Annotated in this window: 15 protein-coding genes and 1 pseudogene; 4 read left to right on the top strand and 12 right to left on the bottom strand. The window is 71.6% G+C overall.

All coding sequences use genetic code 11. The features are described from left to right. Window positions 1-228: 228 nt before the first annotated feature. A complete protein-coding gene (locus ACIQFU_RS13675; RefSeq protein ID WP_402551246.1) occupies window positions 229-7,137 on the top strand; it encodes a glycoside hydrolase domain-containing protein in 6,909 nt (2,302 codons plus the stop codon). Window positions 7,138-7,212: 75 nt separating this feature from the next. Here ACIQFU_RS13675 and ACIQFU_RS13680 read toward each other — a convergent pair whose 3' ends face one another. The 7 genes from ACIQFU_RS13680 to ACIQFU_RS13710 all read right to left on the bottom strand — a co-directional run bounded on the left by ACIQFU_RS13680 (window position 7,213) and on the right by ACIQFU_RS13710 (window position 14,780). Further along, window positions 7,213-8,508, bottom strand: coding sequence for an MFS transporter (locus ACIQFU_RS13680; protein WP_402551247.1), 1,296 nt, complete (start codon window positions 8,506-8,508; stop codon window positions 7,213-7,215). Then, window positions 8,505-9,344, bottom strand: coding sequence for an ABC transporter ATP-binding protein (locus ACIQFU_RS13685; RefSeq protein WP_402551248.1), 840 nt, complete (start codon window positions 9,342-9,344; stop codon window positions 8,505-8,507). Before ACIQFU_RS13685 ends, ACIQFU_RS13680 begins: the two co-directional genes overlap by 4 nt. Next, window positions 9,341-10,393, bottom strand: coding sequence for a FecCD family ABC transporter permease (locus ACIQFU_RS13690; RefSeq protein ID WP_402551250.1), 1,053 nt, complete (start codon window positions 10,391-10,393; stop codon window positions 9,341-9,343). The genes ACIQFU_RS13685 and ACIQFU_RS13690 overlap by 4 nt, the downstream gene beginning before the upstream one ends. Further along, the gene (locus tag ACIQFU_RS13695) at window positions 10,390-11,433 is read right to left on the bottom strand and encodes a FecCD family ABC transporter permease (RefSeq protein WP_402551251.1); all 1,044 of its coding nucleotides are present in this window, start codon (window positions 11,431-11,433) and stop codon (window positions 10,390-10,392) included. Before ACIQFU_RS13695 ends, ACIQFU_RS13690 begins: the two co-directional genes overlap by 4 nt. After that, window positions 11,430-12,476, bottom strand: coding sequence for an iron-siderophore ABC transporter substrate-binding protein (locus ACIQFU_RS13700; protein WP_402551252.1), 1,047 nt, complete (start codon window positions 12,474-12,476; stop codon window positions 11,430-11,432). Before ACIQFU_RS13700 ends, ACIQFU_RS13695 begins: the two co-directional genes overlap by 4 nt. 192 nt (window positions 12,477-12,668) lie before the next feature. After that, window positions 12,669-13,439 carry an AraC family transcriptional regulator gene (locus ACIQFU_RS13705; protein WP_402551254.1) on the bottom strand — a complete coding sequence of 257 codons (771 nt, stop codon included), beginning with the start codon at window positions 13,437-13,439 and terminating at the stop codon, window positions 12,669-12,671. Between the two features lie 42 nt (window positions 13,440-13,481). Then, entirely contained in the window at window positions 13,482-14,780 is a 1,299-nt protein-coding gene (locus ACIQFU_RS13710; protein ID WP_402551256.1) for an SLC13 family permease, read from the bottom strand. A gap of 205 nt (window positions 14,781-14,985) precedes the next feature. Here ACIQFU_RS13710 and ACIQFU_RS13715 point away from each other — a divergent pair, with 205 nt between their 5' ends. Both ACIQFU_RS13715 and ACIQFU_RS13720 read left to right on the top strand, forming a co-directional pair. Beyond that, on the top strand, window positions 14,986-15,957 hold the full coding sequence (locus ACIQFU_RS13715; protein ID WP_402551257.1) for a HAMP domain-containing sensor histidine kinase: 972 nt from the start codon (window positions 14,986-14,988) through the stop codon (window positions 15,955-15,957). A gap of 92 nt (window positions 15,958-16,049) precedes the next feature. Next, entirely contained in the window at window positions 16,050-17,114 is a 1,065-nt protein-coding gene (locus ACIQFU_RS13720) for a biotin/lipoate A/B protein ligase family protein (RefSeq protein WP_402551259.1), read from the top strand. Window positions 17,115-17,120: 6 nt separating this feature from the next. Here ACIQFU_RS13720 and ACIQFU_RS13725 read toward each other — a convergent pair. Further along, window positions 17,121-17,222: pseudogene (locus ACIQFU_RS13725) on the bottom strand (DNA-binding response regulator); the annotation flags it as partial. Between the two features lie 286 nt (window positions 17,223-17,508). Here ACIQFU_RS13725 and ACIQFU_RS13730 point away from each other — a divergent pair. Continuing rightward, window positions 17,509-18,168: a hypothetical protein gene (locus ACIQFU_RS13730; protein ID WP_402551261.1), complete on the top strand. Its 660-nt coding sequence runs from the start codon at window positions 17,509-17,511 to the stop codon at window positions 18,166-18,168. Here ACIQFU_RS13730 and ACIQFU_RS13735 read toward each other — a convergent pair. From ACIQFU_RS13735 to ACIQFU_RS13750, 4 genes are all read right to left on the bottom strand, one after another. Further along, on the bottom strand, window positions 18,165-19,715 hold the full coding sequence (locus ACIQFU_RS13735; protein ID WP_402551263.1) for an NCS1 family nucleobase:cation symporter-1: 1,551 nt from the start codon (window positions 19,713-19,715) through the stop codon (window positions 18,165-18,167). The genes ACIQFU_RS13730 and ACIQFU_RS13735 overlap by 4 nt on opposite strands. Window positions 19,716-19,831: 116 nt before the next feature. Next, window positions 19,832-20,854, bottom strand: a complete 1,023-nt coding sequence (locus ACIQFU_RS13740) for a TIGR03842 family LLM class F420-dependent oxidoreductase (RefSeq protein ID WP_402551265.1) — start codon at window positions 20,852-20,854, stop codon at window positions 19,832-19,834. 11 nt (window positions 20,855-20,865) lie between these two features. Beyond that, on the bottom strand, window positions 20,866-22,269 hold the full coding sequence (hydA, locus tag ACIQFU_RS13745; protein WP_402551266.1) for a dihydropyrimidinase: 1,404 nt from the start codon (window positions 22,267-22,269) through the stop codon (window positions 20,866-20,868). 35 nt (window positions 22,270-22,304) lie between these two features. Next, window positions 22,305-23,147: a nitrilase-related carbon-nitrogen hydrolase gene (locus ACIQFU_RS13750; protein ID WP_402551268.1), complete on the bottom strand. Its 843-nt coding sequence runs from the start codon at window positions 23,145-23,147 to the stop codon at window positions 22,305-22,307. Window positions 23,148-23,186 lie beyond the last annotated feature (39 nt).

Here is a 23,186-nt window from a genome sequence, read left to right on the forward strand (position 1 = left end):
GGAGCCCGCGCCCTGGACAACGCGCCGTCTGCGCTGGACCGTCGAACCCCCGCCCGCACGCCCCGGGCCGGGCAGTCCCGTCGCTCGCGGCCGGGTGAACCTCTGTACGAACTCCGTTTCCCCGTTGTATGACTTCTCCCTATGTGATGGCGGAGGCGTTCACCTCGGAGCGCTTGCTTCGATTGCCGCTTGACAACGTTGTCCGACTGGGAAGGGGCCGTGCTCGCCATGTCCGACAGATCCAAGAGACCGCCGACAAGGTCGGCCAGACCCCGGCCCCGGGCCCTTCGCTCCACGGTCGCCGCGGTCCTCGCCGGGGCGCTCGGCCTCGCCGCGCTGACGGGCGGCGGCACCGCCGCGGCCGTGCCCGTCGCGAAGAGCTCAGCCACGGCCGGTGAAGCGTCCCGCGACACGGACTACACCAAGCTCGTCGACCCGTTCGTGTCCACCGCCGGCGACGACGGCAACGATCTCCCCGGCGCCCAGGCCCCGCACGGCCTCGCCAAGGTCAACCCGATGACGACCCCGGGCCGCAACCACTCGGGGTACGACTACGACGAGGACCACATCGCCGGGTTCACCGCCACGAACCTGGACGGCGTGGGCGGTTCGGGCGGCGGCGGCGACCTGCTGGTGGTCCCGACCGCGCGGCAGTACGACGAGCGCCCGGCCACGAGCACCTACGCGCACCCCTACAGCCACGACGACGAGTCCGCGTCGCCCGGCTCCTACCGGGTGGGCCTCGGGTCCCCCGACGGGACCATCGACGCCGAGACGACCGCGACGACCCGTACGGCGCTCGAACGGTACGCCTTCCCGGCCGGTACGCGGCCCCAGCTCGTCCTCGACCTCGCCAACAACTTCACCAGCCGGACCCGCGCCACCCTGGACGCGACGAAGCTGGGGGACGGGACCACCGCGATCAGCGGACTCGTCGCCGGGTCGTTCAACGGCGCCTCGTACCGCCTGTACTACTACGCCACCACCAACGTCCCCGTGACCTCGCTGCGCAGTTGGGGCGACGACGGCAGGCTGACCGACGCGACCGCGCAGGACGGGACCGACACGGGCGCCGTCCTCGGCTTCGGCACGTCCGAGGGCGACGACGTCGAACTGCGCGTCACCCTGTCGCCGATCAGCGCCGAACAGGCCGCGACCGACCAGCACAACGAGGTGGCGGGCCGCACCTTCGAGGAGGTGCGCGCGCAGACGAAGGCGGACTGGAACCGCACGCTCGGCGCCGTCGCGGTGCAGGCCTCCCGGAAGGCCGACCCGGACTCGACGCTGACGAAGCTGTTCTACACGCACCTGTACCGCATGTACGCGCTGCCGGTGAACGCCACCAGCACCAGCGGCACGTACCGCGGCGTCGACGGCGCGGTGCACGAGGCGAACGGCTTCACGTACTACGACGGCTGGTCCACCTGGGACGACTTCCGCAAGTACTCCGTCGAGGCCTACATCGACCCCGTGACCTACCGGGACATGGTGCAGTCCGCGGTGGTCCTGTTCGCCGACGCGCACGCCTCGGGCAAGAGCCTCGGCAGCCTCACCCACTCGGTGCCGACGGTGCGCTGGGAGCGCTCGGCGGTGGTGATCGCAGACGCGCTGTCGAAGGGGTTCAAGGACTTCGACCGGCTCGACGAGGCCTACCCGGCGCTGAAGTCGTACACCGGCTACTACACCGGGGCGCAGCTGCGGCAGGGCTACGTCGCCGGTGATCCCGGTACGACGGTCCAGCGCGGCTACGACCAGTGGGCGCTGTCGGTCGTCGCCGACGCGCTCGGCGAGGACGCGGACGCGAAGAAGCTGCGTGAGCAGGCCACCATGGCGATCGACAACCTGGTCAGGCCCGGCGCCTGGAAGGCGGACGACGGCACCGAGGTGGGTCTGCTCACCCCGCGCGACGGCGAGGGCGAGTGGCAGGGCGTCGACTACGAGAAGTTCGAGGAGGCGAAGCTCTACCAGGGCACGCTCTGGCAGTACCACTGGTACGACGCGTACGACATGGGCGGCCTCATCGAGGCCATGGGCGGCGAGAAGGCCGGCCGGGCCGCGATCCGGCACATGTTCGGCGAGGACTCCGACGCCGACGACGGCTCGACGATGCTGCACTCCAACGCCAACGAGATCGACCTCCAGGCCCCCTACCTCTTCAACTACGTCGGCGAACCGAGCCTGACGCAGAAGTGGGTGCGCGCCATCTACACCGGCGAGACCTGGAACCGGTACATCGCGACGGGCTCCACGGGCGAAGCCCCAAGCTCCGGCGGCGAGTTCAGGCCGCCGGTCAAGACCAGGGTCTACGAACCCGCCCCGGACGGCTTCCTGCCGACCATGGACAACGACGCCGGCACCATGTCGACGATGTTCGTCGCCGCCGCCCTCGGACTGTTCCCGGTGACCGCGGGCTCCAGCCAGTTCCAGATCGGCAGCCCGTTCTTCGACTCCACGACGATCAGTTACGCCAACGGCGCCGAGTTCACGGTGAAGGCCGACGGGGTGTCGCCGAGCGCCTACTACGTCCAGGGCGCGTCCCTGAACGGCAAGCGGTTCTCGAACACCTGGCTCGACTACACGCAGATCGTCGCCGGCGGCACCCTGAAGTTCGACATGGGCTCCAAGCCGTCGTCCTGGGGCGCCCGCACCGAGCCCGCTTACTCGCTCAGCACCGACACGGGCGACGGTGACGGCGGCACCGGCCCGGGCAAGGGCACGACGGTCGTCTCCGCCCGTCCCGGGACCGTGGCCACCGCCGCGGACGGCACCGTCGACGCGGGCGTCCGGCTCCGCCTGTCCGGCAGGGCGTCGTTCGCGGCCCGCAAGGGCACGAGCCTGACCCGGACCGGTGCGGCGAGCGTGACCGGCCTCCCGGACGGTGTGACGGCGGACCTGCGGGTCACCGGCAGGCGCACCGCGTCGCTGACGCTCACCGGCACCACCAGGACCGACGCACGCTTCGGCATCACCTTCACGGACCGGGCCTTCCCGCACGGCATACCGGCCTCCACGGTGACCGGCACCGGCGTGTCCGTGACCGACCCGCTGACCGTCTCGGCCGCCGCGGTGCACCGGGGACGCCTCACCTCCCTCGTCGACGAGGCGTCCCTGGTGCGCGAGGGCAACTACTCCGAGGGCTCCTACGGCGTCTTCCGGACGGCGCTGGAACGCGCGCGGACCGTCCTCGCGGACTCCGCCTCCCCGACCGGCACGCTCATGGCCGCGCACGACGCGCTGCGCGCCGCGGCCGACGGGCTCACCCTGGACGAGGGCGGTTACGCCGTCCTCCAGGCCGAGGACCCCGACCGGATGGAGGGCCCCAGCCTCGTCAAGGAGGCGTACTACTCGGACGGTGATCTCGGCGGCGTCACCGAGGGCGCCTGGGAGCAGTACACGAACCTGGACTTCGGCGGGGTCGCGCCGCGGAGCGTGTCCGTGCGCTACGCCAACTCGCAGGCCCCGACGGCGGAACCGAGCAGCGTGGACATCCACGCCGGGGACGCCGACGGCCCGGTCGTCGCCACCGTCTCCCTGCCCGGGACCGGCGGCTGGCAGTACTACACCACCGTGCAGGCTGCCGTCACCGACCCGCGGGCCCTGCTGGAGGCGTCGGGAGCGACGTTCGTGTTCCACGCCCCGTCGGGGCGGCAGTGGGTGTCCAACTTCGACTGGTACCGGTTCTCGCCCGAAGACCTCTCCTCGTCGGGTTCGAGGACGACACTGGCCTCGCTGACCACGGCCAACGCCTCGGCCACCGGCGACGGTTCACTGCCGCTGAAGCTCTCGGGCGGCGTCTTCGAGAACGTGACGAACGGCGCGTGGGCCCAGTGGCGGGACACCGACCTCGGCGACGGCGCCGACGCGGTCACCGTCAGCTACGACAAGCCCCGCTCGCGTGCGGCGTCGGACTCGCACATCGAGCTGCGGCTTGGTTCGAGGGACGGTCCGACGAGCGTGGACATCCCCCTGGAGTACACCGGTTCGGGCTGGGGGACCGTCGCCGAGACGACCGTGCCGCTCGACCCGCGCGTCTTCGAGGGGGAGCAGACGGTGTACGCCGTCTTCGTCTCCGGCACCCAGACCGACGCGCAACCCTACGTCGCCAACGTCCACTCGCTCACCCTGACGCGGGAGGCGGACGCCCCGGTGGGCTTCGACGCCACGGCGTTCAGGGGCAGCAGCGGGGGCGGACTCAAGAGCGAGCCGGCCACCTGGAGCGACGCGGGCTCCGCCACGAGCCTCGGCGGCACCTACGACGGGGCCTGGCTGGACTACGGGGACATCGACTTCGGCGACTCCCCCAAGAACACCGTCACGCTCACCTACGTCAACAACTCCGCCCGCTGCGGCACCGGTTCGGCCGTCCAGCTGTACCTGGACTCCTTCGACGCGGACGCCCCCGGAACGCCGTACGCGACCGTGCCGCTGCCGGTCACCGGCACGGCGTGGTCGTCGGGCGGCACCACCAGCCTGGCACTGCCCGAGGCGGTCACCGGTACGCACCGCGTCCACCTCCGGCTGACGACCCGCGCGGACTCGGCGCACCCGTACGTCGCCAACCTGGGCCGGGTCGCCTTCCGCCACGTCGAGGCGCCCGCCGCCACGGATCCGTCCGCGCTGCGCAAGGCGATCGAGCAGTACGAAGGGCTCTCCGACGAGGCGGACCGCTACGGCTCGATCGACTTCGGGGTGTTCCGGCGCGAACTCGCCGCCGCCCGCGACCTGCTCGGTGCCGAGGACGCCACCCAGCTCGAAGTCGACCTGCGGACCCGGAGCCTCACTCTCGCCGCCAGGCAGCTCGTTGCCTTGCCGAGGCTGAGGCTGGAGAACCTGGTCACCGCCGCGGCGGCCCGCGACAACGACCGTTACACGGACGCCTCCTGGTCGGCCTTCACCGCGGCCCTCACCAAGGCGAGGACCGCCCTCGCGGACGACGGGGCCACGGACCGGACGCTCACCGAGCGGTACACCGCGCTCGACCGCGCGCTGGCCGGGCTCGCCCCGAAGCGCAAGACGGCGCCGAGCGCGCCCGGCGCCGTGTCGGCGACCGCGTCCGCCACGAGTGTGACGGTCGCCTGGTCCGCACCCGAGGACGACGGCGGCTCGCCGGTCACCGGCTACGTCGTCACGCTCAGCGGCGGTCACCAGGTGGAGATCGACGACCCGGCCGCCCGCAACACCGTGTTCACCCGGTTGAAGTCCGGCACCTCGTACACGGCGCGGGTCCGCGCGGTGAACGCCCTCGGCGACTCCCCCTGGAGCGCATCGACGCAGCCCGCGGTCACGGGCGACAACAGGCCCCAGGCACCGGCCGTCACGGGGGTGGTCACCGACGGCAAGCGGGTCCGGGTGAGCTGGCGGCCCGCCGGTGACGGCGGCTTCCCCGTCGTCGGCTACACCGTCACCCTCGACGACGGAACGACCGCGCACGTGCCCGGCACCTCGGACACCGCGCTGCTCACCACCGCGGGCAAGGCGAAGGCCCACTCCGCCACCGTGACCGCGGTGACCCCGGCCGGCAGCTCCGACGACCCCGGCCCGACGGCCGAGCCCACGACCACGGCCACCGCCACCGCCACCGCCACCGATCCTTCGGACTACGAGCCGTCCCCCTTCCCGGACGACGTGCTCGACGCCGCCTACGCGTCGGACTCGTGGCCCGCGACCGACGACGGAGGCGACTACTTCAACGGCCTCCTCAGCGGCTTCGACGACCTCGGCCCCGCCACTCTCGGCGCCAACAAGAAGTTGTCCGAGGGCACTTCGTCCACCGCGGAGAACGACACGATCGCCCTCGGCATCAACAACGCGGCGACGCAGAAGCAGGTCGACCGCGCCGTGGTGGACGCCTCCAACAGCGCCACCGTCACCATGGCCGACGGACTGGGCTCCCGGCTCGGACCGCTCTACGGCGAAGCCCTCAAGGGAGGCCAACTGCCCAAGACCAGCGCGCTGTTCTCCCGCGTCACCAAGAGCCTGGACACCCACGACGCGGCGAAGAACCACTACCAGTACCTGCGCCCGTACGTCCGGCTCGGCTTCGTCGGCGACGGCGGCGGCGTCTACGAGTCCCAGGACGGCTCGTATGCGGGCCTGGCCACCAGCGGCTCGTACCCGAGCGGCCACACCTACGGCGGCTACGAGGCCGGGACGATCCTCGCCACGCTGCTGCCGGAGCTGGCGCCGTCGATCCTCGCGCGCACCTCGGAGTACGGGAACAACCGCGTCGTCCTCGGGTTCCACTACCCGCTGGACGTCATGGGCGGCCGGATCACGGCCCAGGCCACCGTGGCGCACCGCTGGGCGGACCCCGGCTTCGAGAAGCTGCTGACGCAGGCCCGCACCGAGATCCGGAACGTGCTGCTGGCCCGGTGCGAGAAGGAGGGGTACGGCGACACGCTCACGGCCTGCGCGGGCGACCCCTACGCCGGTCTGAGCACGGCCCAGCAGATCGATCGGTACACCCAGCGCCTGTCCTACGGGTTCTCCCGGACCGGCAAGGCCGGGCAGGCCCTCGACGCGCCGTCCGACGCGGCGGCGCTGCTGATCACGGCCTTCCCGGATCTCACCGCCGAGCAGCGCACCCAGGTGCTGGAGCAGACCGCGACGGACTCGGGGTACCCGCTCGACCTCACCGGGTCCGACGGGCCGAGCTGGCAGCGGATCAACCTGGCGGCGGCGATGGCGGCGGATGTGGTCGTCGACGCCGACGGGTCGGTCACGGTGACCAACTCCCCCGACGCCACGAAGGCGAGCGTCGCGGACGCCTCCGCGATCACCGTGGGGGGCGTCTCGCTCGACGGGTTCGACCCAGAGGTGTCCACGTACGTCGTGGACTGGCCGAAGTACGAGCGGATCCCGGCCGTCGGTGCCGTGACGGCCGCGTCGGGCGCGCGGGTGAAGGTGACGGCCGGCAGTTCCACGGTCTCGTCGTCCCAGCGCGGGTTCACCACCCGCACCATCACGGTGACCTCGGCCAACGGCGCGTTCACCCGTACGTACACGGTCGGGTTCCGGCCTGCGGAGCAGCAGTATCCGCACTGGCCGGGCGCGGCCCGGGACGCCGGCCGTGGGTCGGCTCCCGGCGGTGGCGGGCTCTGGTCGCCGGCGCGGGAGTGGGAACACGCCCTGAAGTGAGCCGGGCCGGCCGGAACCGGCCGGAGTGGACCGCCGCCGTCACGACACGTCCGTGACGGCGGCGGTCCGCCGTTCTCACGTCGGGCTCGGTGCCTCGGCGCGGGGCCCGTTGCCCTCCTGGGCGCGGCGCAGGGCGTCCTCGTCGGTTCGGGCGTCGTAACCGACGAGCCCGGGCAGCGCGGCGGTGAGCAGTCCCACGGCCGCGACACAGGCCACCCCGCCGGTCCAGATCGCCGGGCGGGCGCCGGTCCAGCCGGCCATCGCCCCGGCGCGGACCTGGCCCAGCTGCGGTCCGATGCTGTAGGAGAGCACCTCGATGCCGGCGAGCCGGCCGCGCAGCCGGTCGGGGATGGTCTGGTTCCAGATGGTGGAGCGGCCCAGGCCGCTGAGCATGTCCCCGGCTCCGGCCAGCGCGAGACAGGCCAGCACCAGCCAGACGTTCGCGGTCCAGCCGGCCGCCGCGACGGCCAGACCCCAGCCTGCCGCGCCGAACACCACCAGCAGGCCGTGCCGCCGGGTCCGGGACACCCAGCCGCTGGTCAGGCTGATCAGCAGGGAGCCCACGGCACCGGCCGAGTACATCAGGCCCAGCGCCCAGTCGGCGTCCAGTTCGTCGGCGAGGAAGGGGAAGATGGTGTTCGGGAAGGCGAAGAGCATCGCCGCCAGGTCGATCGCGTAGGTGCCCAGCAGCACCGGTCTCGACCAGGCGTACCGGGCACCCTCGACGATGCCGCGCAGGGACGGCTTGGCCGCGTGCTCGACGGGCGGCACCGGCGAGAGCCGGCGGCACATCAGGACCGAGGCGCAGAAGCAGACCACGGTGGTGGCGTACGCGGGGACGTTGCCCGCGTAGGCGACCACGAGGCCGGCCAGCGCGGGTCCGGCGATGGCGCCGGCCTGCCAGCGCAGGGCGTTCAGGGCCGCGGCGGCGGCCAGTTGGTCGTGCGGCACGATCCGGGCCAGCAGCGAGTCCAGCGCGGGGCGTTGCAGTCCGGCGAGTGCGGCCACCCCGCCGGCGACCACGTACAGCGGCCAGAGCATGGGCCGGGGCAGCAGCGCGTTCACGAGCAGGACGGCGGCCAGGAGTCCCAGGCCCGCCTCGGTGAGCACGATGACCCTGCGCCGGTCCACGGCGTCGGCGAGTGCCCCGCCGTAGAGCCCGAAGACCACCAGGGGGACGAGTTCGACGGCGCCCATGACGCCGACGGCGAGCGGGGAGCCGGTCAGCTCCTTGATCTGGAGCGGCAGCGCGATCAGCGCCATGACGCTGCCGAGGTAGGTGACCAGTCCCTGCACCCACAGGAGGCGGAAGTCGCGGGAGGAGCGCCAGGGCGCGAGGTCGGGCAGCAGCGCGGTGAGCTTCGGGGTCATGGCCTTGCTTCGTTGTCTCCGGCGACGGTCGCCGTGGCCGTCGTGTGGTGGCGTCCGATGGGCAGGACGAGGGGCCTGCCGGAGACCGGGTCCTCGATGACGCGGCTCTCCATGCCGTACACGGACCGTACCGTCTCCTCGGTCATCACTTCCGCCGTATTTCCGGCGGCGTGCAGCCCGCCGGAGGCGAGGGCGATGAGCCGGTCCGCGTAGCGGGCGGCGAGGTTGAGGTCGTGCAGGACCATGACGATGGTGGTGCCGCGGGTCCGGTTGAGGTCGGTGAGCAGGTCGAGGACCTCGATCTGGTGGCTGATGTCGAGGAACGTGGTGGGTTCGTCGAGCAGCAGCAGGTCGGTCTGCTGGGCCAGCGCCATGGCGATCCACACCCGTTGGCGCTGGCCGCCGGAGAGTTCGTCGACGGCGCGGTCCATCAGGTCGGTGGTGTGGGTGGCCTCCAGTGCGGCGGCGACTGCCGCGTCGTCCTGCGCCGTCCAGCGGGAGAAGGCGCGCTGGTGCGGGTGGCGGCCCCGGCCGACCAGGTCCAGGACGGTGATGCCCTCGGGGGTGACCGGCGACTGGGGCAACAGGCCCAGGGTGCGGGCGAGTTCCTTGGCCGGGGTGCGGTGCACCTCCTTGCCGTCGAGCACGACGCGTCCGGCGCGGGGCGCGAGCAGCCGGGACATGGAGCGCAGCAGCGTGGACTTGCCGCAGGCGTTGGCGCCGACGATGACCGTGATCCGTCCGGCCGCGAGGGCTAGGTCGAGGCCCTCGATGACGACGCGGTCGCCGTAGCCGAGGGTGAGGCCCTCGGTGGACAGGGTGTGGGACGCGGTCACAGTGAGCCTCCGGCCCGGTTGGTGCGGACGATCAGGTAGACGAGGTACGGCGCGCCGAGGACGCCGGTGACGACGCCCACGGGGTAGCGGGTGTCGAAGGCGTACTGGCCGGTGAAGTCGGCGACCAGGACGAGCAGGGCGCCGACCAGTCCCGCGGGGACCAGCAGGGACCTGCCGGTGCCGACCAGCCGGGCGGCGATCGGGCCGGAGAGGAAGGCGACGAAGGCGATCGGTCCCGCGGCGGCCGTCGCGAACGCGATCAGCCCGACGGCGGCGACGATCACGACGACGCGGGTGCGTTCGACGCGGACGCCGAGCGCGGAGGCCGTGTCGTCGCCGAGGCTCAGGGCGCTCAGGTTGCGGGCCTGGGACAGCAGCACCGGGCCGAGCAGGAGCACCGCCGCGACACTGGGCACGGTCTCGTCCCAGGTGGTGCCGTTGAGGCTGCCGGTGAGCCAGCGCATCGCCTCCTGGAGGTCCCATTCGCCGGCCTGCGACAGGACGTAGGAGGTGACGCTGTCGAGCAGGGCGGAGACGCCGATGCCGATGAGGATGAGCCGGGTGCCGGCGACCCCGTCGCGGAAGGCGAGGGTGTACACGAGCAGCGCGACCCCGAGCGCGGCGGCGATCGCCACGACCGACACCTCGGTACCGCCCAGCGAGAAGACGACGATGGCGACGGCCGCCGCGGTGCTCGCGCCCGCGCTGATGCCGATGATGTCGGGGCTGGCGAGCGGGTTGCGGAGCATCGTCTGGAAGGTGACGCCGGCCATGCCGAAGCTGAGTCCGGCGCTCAGCGCGAGCACCGCGCGCGGCAGCCGCAGTCTTCCCACGGTGAAGGAGGCGCCCGGCACGTCCTCCCCCATGACCACGCGCAGCACGTCGTGGGCCGGGTAGAAGGTGTGCCCGGCCATCAGGGAGGTGACGAGGGCGGCGACGACGAGGACCAGCAGGGTCAGGACGAGGAGCCGTCGTCGCAGGGCGCCGCGGACGCGGGTGCGGGTGACGGTCCGCAGCGTGGAGGCGGCGCTGACGGCGGGGGCGCTCACAGGGACCTGACCTTCTGTCGGCGGACGATGTGGATGAAGAAGGGGGCGCCGAGGATCGCGGTCAGGATGCCCACGTCGATCTCGGAGGGCCGTGCCACGACCCGCCCCACCACGTCCGCGGCGGTCAGCAGGACGGCACCGCCCAGTGCGGACAGTGGCAGCAGCCAGCGGTGGTCGACACCGGCCAGGAGACGGCAGGTGTGCGGCACCAGGAGCCCGACGAAGGCGATAGGACCGGCGACGGCGGTGGACGCGCCGCACAGCACGACCGCGCCGAGCGCCGCGACGGCCCGTACGAGGGCCACCCGTTCGCCGAGCCCGGCCGCCAGGTCGTCGCCCAGGGCCAGCGAGTTGAGGGCGCGGGCGCTGGCGAGGCAGAGCACGAACCCGGCGGCGAGGAAGGGCACCACGCTGCCGAGTTGCCCGTAGGAGGCGCCGCCGACGCCGCCGATCTGCCACAGCCGGAAGGTGTCGGAGATGTCGTTGCGCGGCAGCACAACCGCGCTGACCAGCGAGGCGAGCGCGGCCGAGATGGCGGCGCCGGCCAGGGCCAGTTTCAGCGGGGTGGCGCCGCCGCGGCCGAGCGAACCGACGGCGTACACGAACCCGGCGGTCAGGGCCGCCCCGCCCATCGCGACCCAGACGTACCCGGCCGCTGAGGCGAGCTGGAAGTGGGCGATGGCGGTGACCACGGCCAGCGAGGCGCCCATGTTGACGCCGAGGATGCCGGGGTCGGCGAGCGGGTTGCGGGTGACGCCCTGCATGACGGTGCCGGAGACCCCCAGGGCGGCGCCCACGACGACGGCGAGGAGGGTGCGCGGTATGCGTTTGGCGACCGCCGCCTCCTCCAGGGTGTGGTCGGCCCCGCCGAGCGCCGCCCACACGTCGGACCAGGCGACGTCGCGCGAGCCGAGGGCGAGGGAGGCGGTCATGACGACGAGCAGGACCGCCGCGAGGACGAGGAGCCAGATCACGCGCACGCGCGCCGAACGCCGTATGGGGAGGGCGTTCGGCGCGCGCAGGGTCCCGGTGGCGGTCACGCGGCCTTGTCCGCGGCCGCGGCGAGCGCCTTCACGTAGTCGTCGAGGACGTACGGGATGGACAGCGGGGTGGGGTTGGCGGCGGTCGCCAGCGGGGTGCTGCCGGGCAGCAGGTAGATCGAGCCCTGCTTGACGGCGGTGAGCTTCGAGGTGAGCGGGTCGCTCTTGAGGGCCTTGAGGAGTTCGCCCTTGTCGTCGCCGTATCCGGTGACGATGTCGACGTCGTTGAAGTCGTCGATGCGCTCGGCGCTCTTGGTGAGCACGAACTTCTTGGTGTCCTTCGACGGCCCGGAGACGCTGGCCGGGATCTTCATGCCCAGGTCGGTGAAGAACTGGGTGCGGGTGTCGTGGGTGGTGTAGAAGCCGACCTCGCTGACGTCCTTGGAGGACACGTGGGTCATGAACATCGCCGACTTCCCCTTGATCTGGGGGTACTTGGCGACGGTCTCGGTGATCTGTCCCTCAAGTTCGCCGATCAGCTCGTCGCCCTCGTCGGCGAGGCCGATGGCCTTGCTGTTCAGCCGGATGATGTCGCGCCACGGGGTCGCCCAGGCGGCCTCGGGGTAGGCGACCACGGGGGCGATCTCGCTGAGGGTCTCGTAGTCCTGCGCGGTCAGCCCGGAGTACGAGGCGAGGATGACGTCGGGCCGGGTGTCGGCGACGGCCTCGAAGTCGATCCCGTCGGTCTCGTCGAACAGCACCGGGGTCTTGGCGCCGAGTTCCTTCAGCCGGTCCTCGGTCCAGGGCAGTACGCCGTCCCCGTCGTCGTCGCCGAAGTTGGCCTTGGCCATGCCGACCGGGACGACGCCGAGGGCGAGCGGCACCTCGTCGTTGGCCCAGTTGACGGTGGCGACGCGCTTCGGCTTGTCGGGGACGACGGTGGTGCCGAGCGCGTGCTTGATCGTCACGGGGAACTGCCCGGAGGCGTCGGCGCCGGCGGCACTGCCGTCGGACTTGGTGTCGTCGTCCTGGCCACCGCACGCGGTGAGGCCGAGCAGGAGGGCCGCCGCGAGGGCGAGTACGCGAAGGCGGGGTGTTCTCATCGACCCGGTGTTCACTTTCGGGGGAGTTGGGCACGGGGAGTCGGGCACGAAGAGCCGGACCCGATGAGTTAGGTAAGGCTTACCTGAACTCACCCGCTCAGACTAGGCAGGCCGCGCACCGGTAGCAATCGAGCCTTCGTGACAGGACTTGTAGCGATCGGGACACAGCACGCCCCCCGCACGCGCCCGCCCTCAGCGCGCCCGGAACCGGCCCGGGGTGGTCCCCGTCGTCCGCCGGAAGGCCGCCCCGAAGGCGCTCGCCGAGCGGTAGCCCACCGCGTCGGCCACCACGTCCACCTCGAACCCGAGCGCCAGCAGGTGCACGGCGTGCTGGGCCCGTACCGAGGCGACCCAGCGGGCGAAGCTCGTGCCCGTCTCGGTACGGAAGGCGCGGGTCAGGGTGCGGGCGCTGCAACCGAGGGCCGTGGCCCAGCCGGTCAGGGTGCGCTGGTCGGACGGGTCGGCCCGGACCGCGTCCACGATCGGCCGCAGCAGCGCGGACGTGGGCAGCTGCACCAGCAGCGCCCTCGGTGACGGCCGCAGGACGTCGAGCACCATGGCTTCGGTGACGTCCCTTGAGCGCGGCGGCAGGCCCGGCTCCCCGAGCCGGTCCAGGAGCAGCTTGAGCAGTGGGGTGATGTCCACGGCCACCGGCTCGTCGGGCAGCGCGGAGACCGTGCCGTGCCGGAAGAAGTGGGCCCGGTAGGAGGTGCCGGCCACGGCGGAGGCCGAGTGCAGCTGCCCCGCGGGCATCCACAGGCCGAGCGTCGGTGTGATGCACCAGACCTGGGAACCGACCACGGCGGTGGACGCGCCGTGCGCGTTCCAGAGCAGTTCGTGCCACGGGTGGGAGTGCTCGTTCCAGGCCGTGTCGGCGGCGACGACCTCCTCGTACCCCTTGATCACGAAGGAGACGTCCACCGCACCGGCGGCGAGCGTCGGCAGTTCCCTGGTGACACGCATGCGGCTCAGGCTAACCGGCGGGGCCGGCGGTCCGGTCCGCCCTCAGGCCAGGGCGAAGTAGCGCAGCCACACGTATGCGGCCGCGAGTGTGACGGTGACGGCTGTGACCACGAGCCCGTAGCGGCTGAACTGCCAGAACGAGATGTGGTGGCCCTCCCGCTCGGCGATGCCGACGACCACGACGTTGGCCGAGGACGCGATGATCGTGGCGTTGCCGCCGAGGTCGGCACCGAGGGCGAAGGCCCACCAGAGCATCCCCGCCTCGGCGGTGCCGCCGGACGAGTCGACGATCTCGGAGACGATGGGGCTGACCGACGCCACGAACGGGATGTTGTCGACGACCGCGGACGGCACGACCGAGCCGAAGACCAGGGCCATGGCCGTGCCGAGGAGGTTGCCGTCGGCCGCTTCGGCCGCCGTCCTGCCCAGGTCGCCGATGACGCCGGTCCGCACCATCGCACCGACCATGACGAACAGCCCGGTGAAGAACGCGAGCGTCTCCCACTCGACGTCCTTGACCACCTCGGCGGGACGGAGCCGGGAGACGGCGAGCAGCAGCAGTCCGCCGCTGACGGCCACCACGGACGGCTCCAGGTGGAGGGCGGTGTGCAGGACGAAACAGACCATCACCGCGGTGATCACCACGCCGCTGACGACGAGCAGCCGGGTGTCCTTGATGGCCTCCCGCGGATCGAGTTCCATGACGGAGGCCGCGCGCTCGGGGTCGTAGCGGAACGCGTCGCGGAACATCAGCCGGCTCATCAGGATGAAGGCGATCATCAGCACGACGACGATCGGGGTCATGTGGATCAGGAAGTCGTTGAAGGACAGTCCGGCGCGCGACCCGATCATGATGTTGGGCGGGTCGCCGATGAGTGTGGCGGCACCGCCTATGTTGCAGGCCATGACCTCGGCGACGAGGAACGGGATCACCGGCAGTCCGAGGCGCCCGCAGACCAGGATGGTGACCGGCGCGATCAGCAGGACGGTCGTGACGTTGTCCAGCCAGGCCGAGAGGAAGCCGGTGGCCACGATCAGCAGGACCATCAGCCGGTACGGTCTGCCGCGGGCCCGGCGCGCGGCCCAGATCGCGACGAACTCGAAGACCCCGGTGCGTTTCAGCACGGAGACGATCAGCATCATGCCGAGCAGCAGGAAGATGACGTTCCAGTCGATGCCGGCGTGTTCGGAGAAGAACGCGTGCTCCGCGTCGGTCGCCCCGATGAGCAGCATCACGACGGCACCGCCGAGCGCGGCGGCCACCCGGTGCACCCACTCCGTCGCGATGAGCACGTAGACGACGGCGAACACCGCCAGGGCCAGCCACGTCGTCAGACTCACCGGCACACCTCCAGGGGTCGGGACGGGTGGGGTCGATTCCGTTCGGGGCAGGAGTGGCTACACGGTCACCCACCGTGGTCGGCCACGGGAATCGGGGACAGTACCCAGATACGTGCGGGCGGGACCTGTAGACGTGCCGGTGCGGACCGAAAATGGGTGTGCGAACCGATGGACGCCCGCGCCGCGCGTCGTCGACGCTGCTGCCGTGCCCTTGTTCTGGAGAATCTCCCTGTTCAACGCGGTGGTGCTGATCGCGGCCACCGCGCTGCTGCTGGGACCGGTCACCGTGTCGACGCCCGTCCTGCTCACCGAGGCCGCGATCCTCACGGTGGGACTCGTGGTGATACTGACCGCCAACGTCCTGCTGCTGCGGGTCGGTCTCGGGCCGCTGCGCCGGCTCGCGCAGGCCATGACCACGACCGACCTGCTGCGGCCGCGGGTCCGTCCGAAGGTCGACGGCGACGGCGAGATCGCCGAGCTGATCACCACCTTCAACACCATGCTCGACCGGCTGGAGGCCGAGCGCGCCCTGAGCGCCGCCCGCACGCTGAGCGCGCAGGAGTCGGAACGCCACCGGGTCGCCCAGGAGCTGTACGACGAGGTGGGGCAGACGCTCGCCGCCGTGCTGCTGGACCTCAAGCGGGTCGCGGACCAGGCGCCCGACGAGGTGCGTGAGCAGCTCTCGCTGGTGCAGGAGACGACCCGGGCGAGCCTGGACGAGATCCGCCGCATCGCCCGCCGGCTGCTCCCGGGGGTCCTGGAGGAGCTGGGCCTGAGCAGCGCCCTGAGGTCGCTGTCGGACGAGTTCACCGGCCCTTCGCTGACCGTGCGCCACGAGATCGCTTCCGGCCTGCCCGACCTCGGCGACAACGCCGACCTGGTCCTCTACCGGGTCGCCCAGGAGGGCCTGACCAACGCGGCCCGGCACGCGGGGGCCCGCCTGGTGGTGCTCACCCTGGAGCGGGCGGGGGACGCCGCCGTCCGGCTCCGGGTGCGGGACGACGGCCGGGGCTTCGACGGCTCCGGCGGCACCGCGGAGGGGGCCGGGATCCGCGGCATGCGCGAGCGCGCCCTGCTGATCGGCGCCGATCTCGTCGTCGGCCGGGCGCGCGGGGGCGGCACCGAGGTGCGGCTGACCGTGCCCGTCGGCGACCGGGTGGCCGAGCGGGTCGCGTGACCGCCCGGACCCGCGCGGGGCGTCGCGGCAGGAGGCGGGAACACACCGTCCGGGCGCACTGTTGTCTCCGGATGCGGAACGGAGGCGGAACGGTGCACGGTGAATACAAGATCCCCGGCGGCAAACTGGTCGTCGTGGACGTGGAGTCCGACGACGGCGTGCTGCGGCACGTACGAGTGGCGGGCGACTTCTTCCTGGAACCGGACGAGGCGCTGGACGCCGTGAACCGCGCGCTGGAGGGCGCTCCGGCGGACACCGACGCGACGGGACTCGCCGCGCGGATCGACGCGGCCGTGCCCGAGGGCACCGTCATGTACGGGCTGACCTCGGAGGGTGTCGGCATCGCGGTGCGCCGCGCCCTGGCGCACGCCACGGACTGGACGGACTACGACTGGCAGCTGATCCACGAGGGTCCCGAGGCCCCCGCCCTGCACATGGCCCTGGACGAGGTGCTGACCGCGGAGGTCGCCGCGGGCCGGCGCCCACCGACACTGCGTGTCTGGGAGTGGGGCTCCCCTGCGGTGATCATCGGCAGTTTCCAGTCGCTGCGCAACGAGGTGGACCCCGAGGGCGCCGCCCGGCACGGCATCGAGGTGGTGCGCCGGATCTCCGGCGGCGGCGCGATGTTCGTGGAGCCCGGCAACACGATCACCTACTCCCTGTCCGTGCCGGAGGCGCTGGTGCAGGGCCTCTCCTTCCAGGACAGCTACGCCTACCTCGACGACTGGGTGCTCGGCGCACTCGGTGAGATGGGCATCCGCGCCTGGTACCAGCCGCTGAACGACATCGCCACCGACCAGGGCAAGATCGCGGGCGCCGCGCAGAAGCGCGTCGTGGGCCCCGGAGGCGGCCCCGGCGCCGTGCTGCACCACGTGACCATGTCGTACGACATCGACGCGGACAAGATGCTCCAGGTGCTGCGGATCGGGCGGGAGAAGATGTCCGACAAGGGCACGAAGTCCGCGAAGAAGCGGGTGGACCCCCTGCGCCGGCAGACCGGCCTCGCACGCGAGGCCGTGATCGAGCGGATGATCTCCTCCTTCGGCGGCCGGTACGGGCTGACCCAGGGCAAGGTGACGGACGAGGAACTGGCCCGGGCGCGGGAGCTGGCCCGCACGAAGTTCTCCTCCCACGAGTGGACCGCGCGGGTGCCCTGAGGACGCCTAGGTCCTCTCCCGCACCGTGACCAGTCCCGACTCGTAGGCGAACACGACGAGTTGGGCCCGGTCCCGGGCGCCGAGCTTGGTCATCGCGCGGCTGATATGGACGCCGTCGGCTTCCTGCTGCCGCGCTTCCCGGGCCGCCCCTTGCCCGCCGGGCGGCTCGCCGGACGGGAGGCGGCGCTGCTCCCCCACGCCATCCGGACCGGGGTACGGACGCGGGCCGGCGTGTGGCTGGTGACGGCCGTACGGACCCGACGCGCCCGTACGTCTGCGTCACCGCACGGCCACGCACCGAGTTCGCCCTTCCGCACCACGGGGACTCGTGTGACACTGGCGTCCCGTCCGCAGTGCGGGCACCCTCCGCACCGTCCCCCACGAGAAGTGCGCCGTGCGTTCTCTTCCTCTGCCGCTCGCCCTGACCGCCCGTCTGGCACCGGTCGCCGTGCTCGCCACGGCGGGCTGGGCGCTGTCGTCCGGGCCGGACACCTCACCGGCCGCGAAGGACAGGACGCCCTCGCCCGACACCACCGGCAGATCGGCCTCCGCCCCGGCGACCGAGGCGGCGACGAAGACGTACGCCAACGCGCCGGCGCCGTGCGGGGCCCTGGCGGGGAAGACGGTCACCTCTCTGGTGCCGGGCGCGAAGGCGGCCGGCAAGGAGATACCGTCCACGGACACCAAGGTGCGCCGTACCTGTTCCTGGAACGCGCTCAAGGGATACGACTACCGCTGGCTCGACGTCTCCTTCGAGGTGATGCAGACGGACGAGGCCGCGCAGAAGTCGTACAAGGAGCGGGTCGCCGACCGCAGCGGCGGCGGTGAGGTCCCCGGACTCGGCGACGGCGCCTACTCCGTCGTGAACCTCACCACCGAGGACAAGCAGGAGACCCGCGAGGGCACCGTGCTCGTCCGCGCGTCCAACGCCCTGGTGGTGATCACGTACAACGGCAGCGACTTCGAGTCGAAGAAGGCCCCCAGCACGAGCGAGATCAACAAGGGCGCCATCAAGGCGGCCAAGGAGGCCGTGGCCGCCTTGCAGGACGGCTAGGGCCGGACAGCGGGCCCGGCCGCGGCGGCCCTCGGACGGGTGGCGGGCAGCAGCATCAGCCCCAGGTAGAGGATCAGGGACGTGCCCAGGCCCACCGCCCAGCCGTAGTCGGCCAGCGGTTCGAGGAAGGGTACGGGGCGGCCGTCGACCAGGGGGTGGAAGTCGGCGCCGCCGATGGCCAGGACGCCGCCGACGAGGAAGGCGAGCACCGCGCGCCAGTTCCAGCCGCCCTCGTACCAGTAGCGGCCGCCCCTGCGGTACAGGTCGGCCAGATGCAGGCGGGCGCGGCGCAGGACCCAGTAGTCGGCGATGAGGATGCCGGCCACCGTGCCGAGCAGTCCGCCGACCAGGCCGAGCCAGGTGAAGATGTAGCCCTGCGGGTCGGAGTACAGCTTCCAGGGGAAGATGAGGACCGCCAGGACACTGGTGACGAGCGCGCCCGCCCGGAAACTCACCTTGCGCGGTGCGACGTTGGAGAAGTCGAAGGCCGGTGAGACCAGGTTGGCGGCGATGTTCACGGACAGGGTCGCCACCAGGACGGTGACCAGGGCGAAGAGCAGGCCCGCCACGTTGTCCGTCTTCGCGGCGAGTTGTACGGGGTCCCAGATCGGTTCGCCGTAGACCGCCTGGGAGCCGGAGGTGACCATCACGGAGAGGAAGGCGAACAGCGTCATCGTCGTCGGCAGGCCGAGTGCCTGGCCGCGGGTCTGGGCCTTCTGGCTCTTCCCGTAGCGGGTGAAGTCGGGGATGTTGAGTGACAGCGTGGACCAGAAGCCGATCATGCCCATCAGCGAGGGCCAGAACAGTTTCCAGAAGTCGCCGCCCCAGCCGAGCTTCGACGGCTGGTCGAAGAGCGGGCCGAGGCCTCCCGCCTTGTCGGCCATCCACCACAGCATCACGAAGGCGCCGACGAGGACGAAGGGCGCGGCCCAGTTCTCGAAGCGGCGGATGGTCTCCATGCCGCGGTAGATGATGGCGACCTGGATCGCCCAGAAGATCGCGAAGGACAGCCACATGGTCCAGGCGTAGCCGCCGACCGTCGCGGCGCCGGTCCAGCCCTCGCCGATCAGTTTGCCGGCCAGGAAGTAGATCGCCTCGCCGCCGATCCAGGTCTGGATGCCGAACCAGCCGCAGGCCACCAACGCCCGTACGACGGCGGGCAGGTTGGCGCCGCGGACGCCGAAGGAGGCGCGGGCGAACACCGGGAAGGGGATGCCGTACTTGGGTCCGGCGTGGCCGGTGAGCAGCATGGGCGCGAGCACGATCAGGTTGGCCAGGGCGATGGTGAACACCGCCTGCTTCCAGTCCATGCCGACCGCGATGAGACCGGAGGCGAGGGTCCAGGAGGCCGTGTTGTGGGCCATGCCGACCCACAGCGCGGAGAAGTTGTAGGTGGTCCAGGTGCGCCGCTCGACGGGGACGGGCAGCAGGTCCTCGTTGGCGTAGGGACCGCTCGGCGGCGTGGAGCCCGGGGCGAGCTCCACGCGCCCGTCGGGGAGGGTGACTTGGGCGGACGGCGGTATGGCCGTGGGCGCGGTGTCGGTCATGGGCAGGCCAATCATGCGGTGGGACGGGAGAGGCCGTGCGGGCGGTGCCGAGGGGGGTGCGCGGGTGCGCCCTGGGCCCCTCCCCCCGGGCGCACCCGGGGGGAGGGGGAGCCGGGTCAGGCGTTGACGGCCGGGATGACCTTCGTGCCGTAGGTGTCGATCACGGCTTCCTGTGCGTCGTGCATGTCGTACAGCGCGAACTGGTCGACGCCGAGGGCGCGCAGGGCGGTCAGCTTCTCGATGTGCTTCTCGACCGGTCCGATCAGGCAGAACCGGTCGACGATCTCGTCCGGCACGAACTGCGTGTCCGGGTTGCCGCTGCGCCCGTGGTGGGCGTAGTCGTAGCCCTCGCGGGCCTTGATGTAGTCGGTGAGTTCGTCGGGTACGGCACCGGTGTGGGCGCCGTACTTGGCGACCAGGTCGGCGACGTGGTTGCCGACCATGCCGCCGAACCAGCGGCACTGCTCGCGGGCGTGGGCGAGGGCCCCGGGCGAGTCGTCGGCGGTGACGTAGGCGGGGGCGGCGACGCAGACCGTCACTTCGGCCGGGTCGCGTCCGGCGGCCTCGGCGGCGTCCCGGACGGCCTTGACCATGTACTCGGTCAGGTAGAGGTCGGCGAGCTGGAGGATGAAGCCGTCGGCCTCCTCGCCGGTCATCTTCAGGGCCTTGGGGCCGTAGGCGGCCATCCACACGGGGACTTCGGCGCCGGGCCTGATCCAGGGGAACCTGACGACGGTGCCGCCGCCGAGGTCGGCCTCCTCTCCCCTGCCCAGCGCCCGGATGACCTTGATGGCCTCGCTTATGCGGGCGAGTGTGTTGGGCTTGCGTCCGGCCACCCGCATCGCGGAGTCGCCGCGGCCGATGCCGCAGACGGTGCGGTTGCCGAACATGTCGTTGAGGGTGGCGAAGGTGGAGGCGGTCACCTCCCAGGTGCGGGTGCCCGGGTTGGTGACCATCGGGCCGATCTTCAGCGTGCCGGTGTTGGCCAGGACCTGGCTGTAGATCACGAAGGGTTCCTGCCACAGCACGGCGGAGTCGAAGGTCCAGCCGTGGCTGAAGCCGTTGTGCTCGGCCCGTTTCATGAGGTCCACGACGCGGGAGGCCGGCGGGTCGGTCTGCAGGACGAGTCCGAAGTCCATGGGCACCACTCCTAGTTCAGGTACTGACAGGTGGCGCGCGGGGTGTAGACGCCGTGGCCCTTGCGTCCGGTGTACTCCCGCTCGGTGACGACCGGTTCGCCGCGCGAGAGCACGGTCTCCACGCGGCCGGTGATCCGCTTGCCCTCGTAGGCCGAGTAGTCGACGTTCATGTGGTGGGTCTCGGCGGACAGGACCTGCTCGGCGTCCGGGTCGTAGACGACGATGTCGGCGTCGGCGCCGGGCGCGATGGTGCCCTTCTTCGGGTAGAGGCCGAACATGCGGGCCGGGGTGGCGCAGGCGATCTCGATCCAGCGGCGGCGGCTGATGTGCCCGTCGACGACTGCCTGGTGGAGCAGGTCCATGCGGTTCTCGACGCCCGGCATGCCGTTGGGGATCTTGGAGAAGTCGCCCCGGCCCAGTTCCTTCTGCCCGCTGAAGCAGAAGGGGCAGTGGTCGGTGGAGACCACCTGGAGGTCGTTGGTGCGCAGGCCCCGCCACAGGGCCGCCTGGTGCTCGTTCGGCCTGAGCGGCGTGCTGCACACGTACTTGGCGCCCTCGAAATCGGACTCGGCGAGGTTGTCCGTGGACAGGAACAGGTACTGGGGGCAGGTCTCGCCGAAGACGGGCAGGCCCTCGTCGCGGGCCCGGGTCAGCTCCGCCACCGCCTCGGTCGCCGAGACGTGGACGACGTACAGGGGTGCGCCGGCGACCTGGGCGAGCCGGATGGCGCGGTGGGTGGCCTCGGCCTCCAGGAGGGCCTTGCGGACCTCGCCGTGGAAGCGGGGGTCGGTCTCGCCGCGGGCGAGGGCCTGCTCGACGAGGACGTCGATGGCGATGCCGTTCTCGGCGTGCATCATGATCAGGCCGCCGTTGTCGGCGGCGCGCTGCATGGCACGCAGGATCTGGCCGTCGTCGGAGTAGAAGACGCCGGGGTAGGCCATGAACTGCTTGAAGGAGGTCACGCCCTCCTCCACCAGCAGGTCCATCTCCTTGAGCGTCTCCTGGTTCACGTCGGAGACGATCATGTGGAAGCCGTAGTCGACGGCGCAGTTGCCCTCGGCCTTGGCGTGCCAGGCGTCCAGGCCCTCGCGCAGGGAGTGGCCGACGCTCTGGATGGCGAAGTCCACGATGGTGGTGGTGCCGCCCCAGGCGGCGGCGCGGGTGCCGGTCTCGAAGGTGTCGGCGGCGTAGGTGCCGCCGAAGGGCATCTCCATGTGGGTGTGCCCGTCGACGCCGCCCGGGATGACGTACTTGCCGCTCGCGTCGATCACGCGCTCGGCCGTGAACGCCTCGGCCGCCGGGGTGCCGGTCGCGGCGAGCGCGGCGACGCGGCCGTCCTCGATCAGGACGTCGGCGTGGATCTCGTCGGACGCGGTGACGACGAGGCCACCGCGGATGACGGTACGGCTGCTCATGCTGCTGTTCCCTCCTGTCAGGGGCCCCGGGAAGGTCAGGGCGCGGTCAGCGGGGAGTAGGCGCCCGGCGCGCGGTCGCGGTAGAACTGCCAGCGGTCGCGGACCTCGCGCAGCTTGCCCATGTCGAGGTCGCGGACGACGAGTTCGGTCTCCTTGTCGCTCGCCACCTCGCCGACGAACTGCGCCTCGGGGTCGACGAAGTAGGAGGTGCCGTAGAAGTCGTTGTCGCCCAGCTCCTCGACGCCGACGCGGTTGATGGCGCCGACGAAGTACTCGTTGGCCACGGCGGCGGCCGGCTGCTCCAGCTGCCACAGGTAGCCGGACAGGCCGCGGGAGGTGGCCGACGGGTTGAAGACGACCTCGGCGCCTTCGAGGCCCAGCGCCCGCCAGCCCTCCGGGAAGTGCCGGTCGTAGCAGATGTACACGCCGACCTTGCCGACGGCGGTGTCGAAGACCGGCCATCCGGAGTTGCCCGGGCGGAAGTAGAACTTCTCCCAGAACCCGCGCACCTGGGGGATGTGCGTCTTGCGGTACTTGCCGAGGTAGGAGCCATCGGCGTCGACGACGGCGGCGGTGTTGTAGAGGACGCCGGGCTGCTCCTCCTCGTACATGGGGAGCACCAGGACGATGCCGTGCTCGCGGGCGAGGCGCTGGAAGCGCTCGACGATCGGGCCGTCCGGGATGCGCTCGGCGTAGGCGTAGAACTCGGGGTCCTGGACCTGGCAGAAGTACGGTCCGTAGAACAGCTCCTGGAAGCACATGACCTGTGCGCCCTGGGCGGCGGCGTCGCGCACCGCCTGCTCGTGGACCTGGATCATGGATTCCTTGTCGCCCGTCCAGGCGGTCTGGAAGAGCGCGGCACGGATCACTCGGCTCATCTTCGGCCTCCACTCGCTCGGTTCGCTCGGTGTGGCGCT

It is taken from the genome of Streptomyces sp. NPDC093065 (assembly GCF_044754585.1).
Classification (GTDB): domain Bacteria; phylum Actinomycetota; class Actinomycetes; order Streptomycetales; family Streptomycetaceae; genus Streptomyces.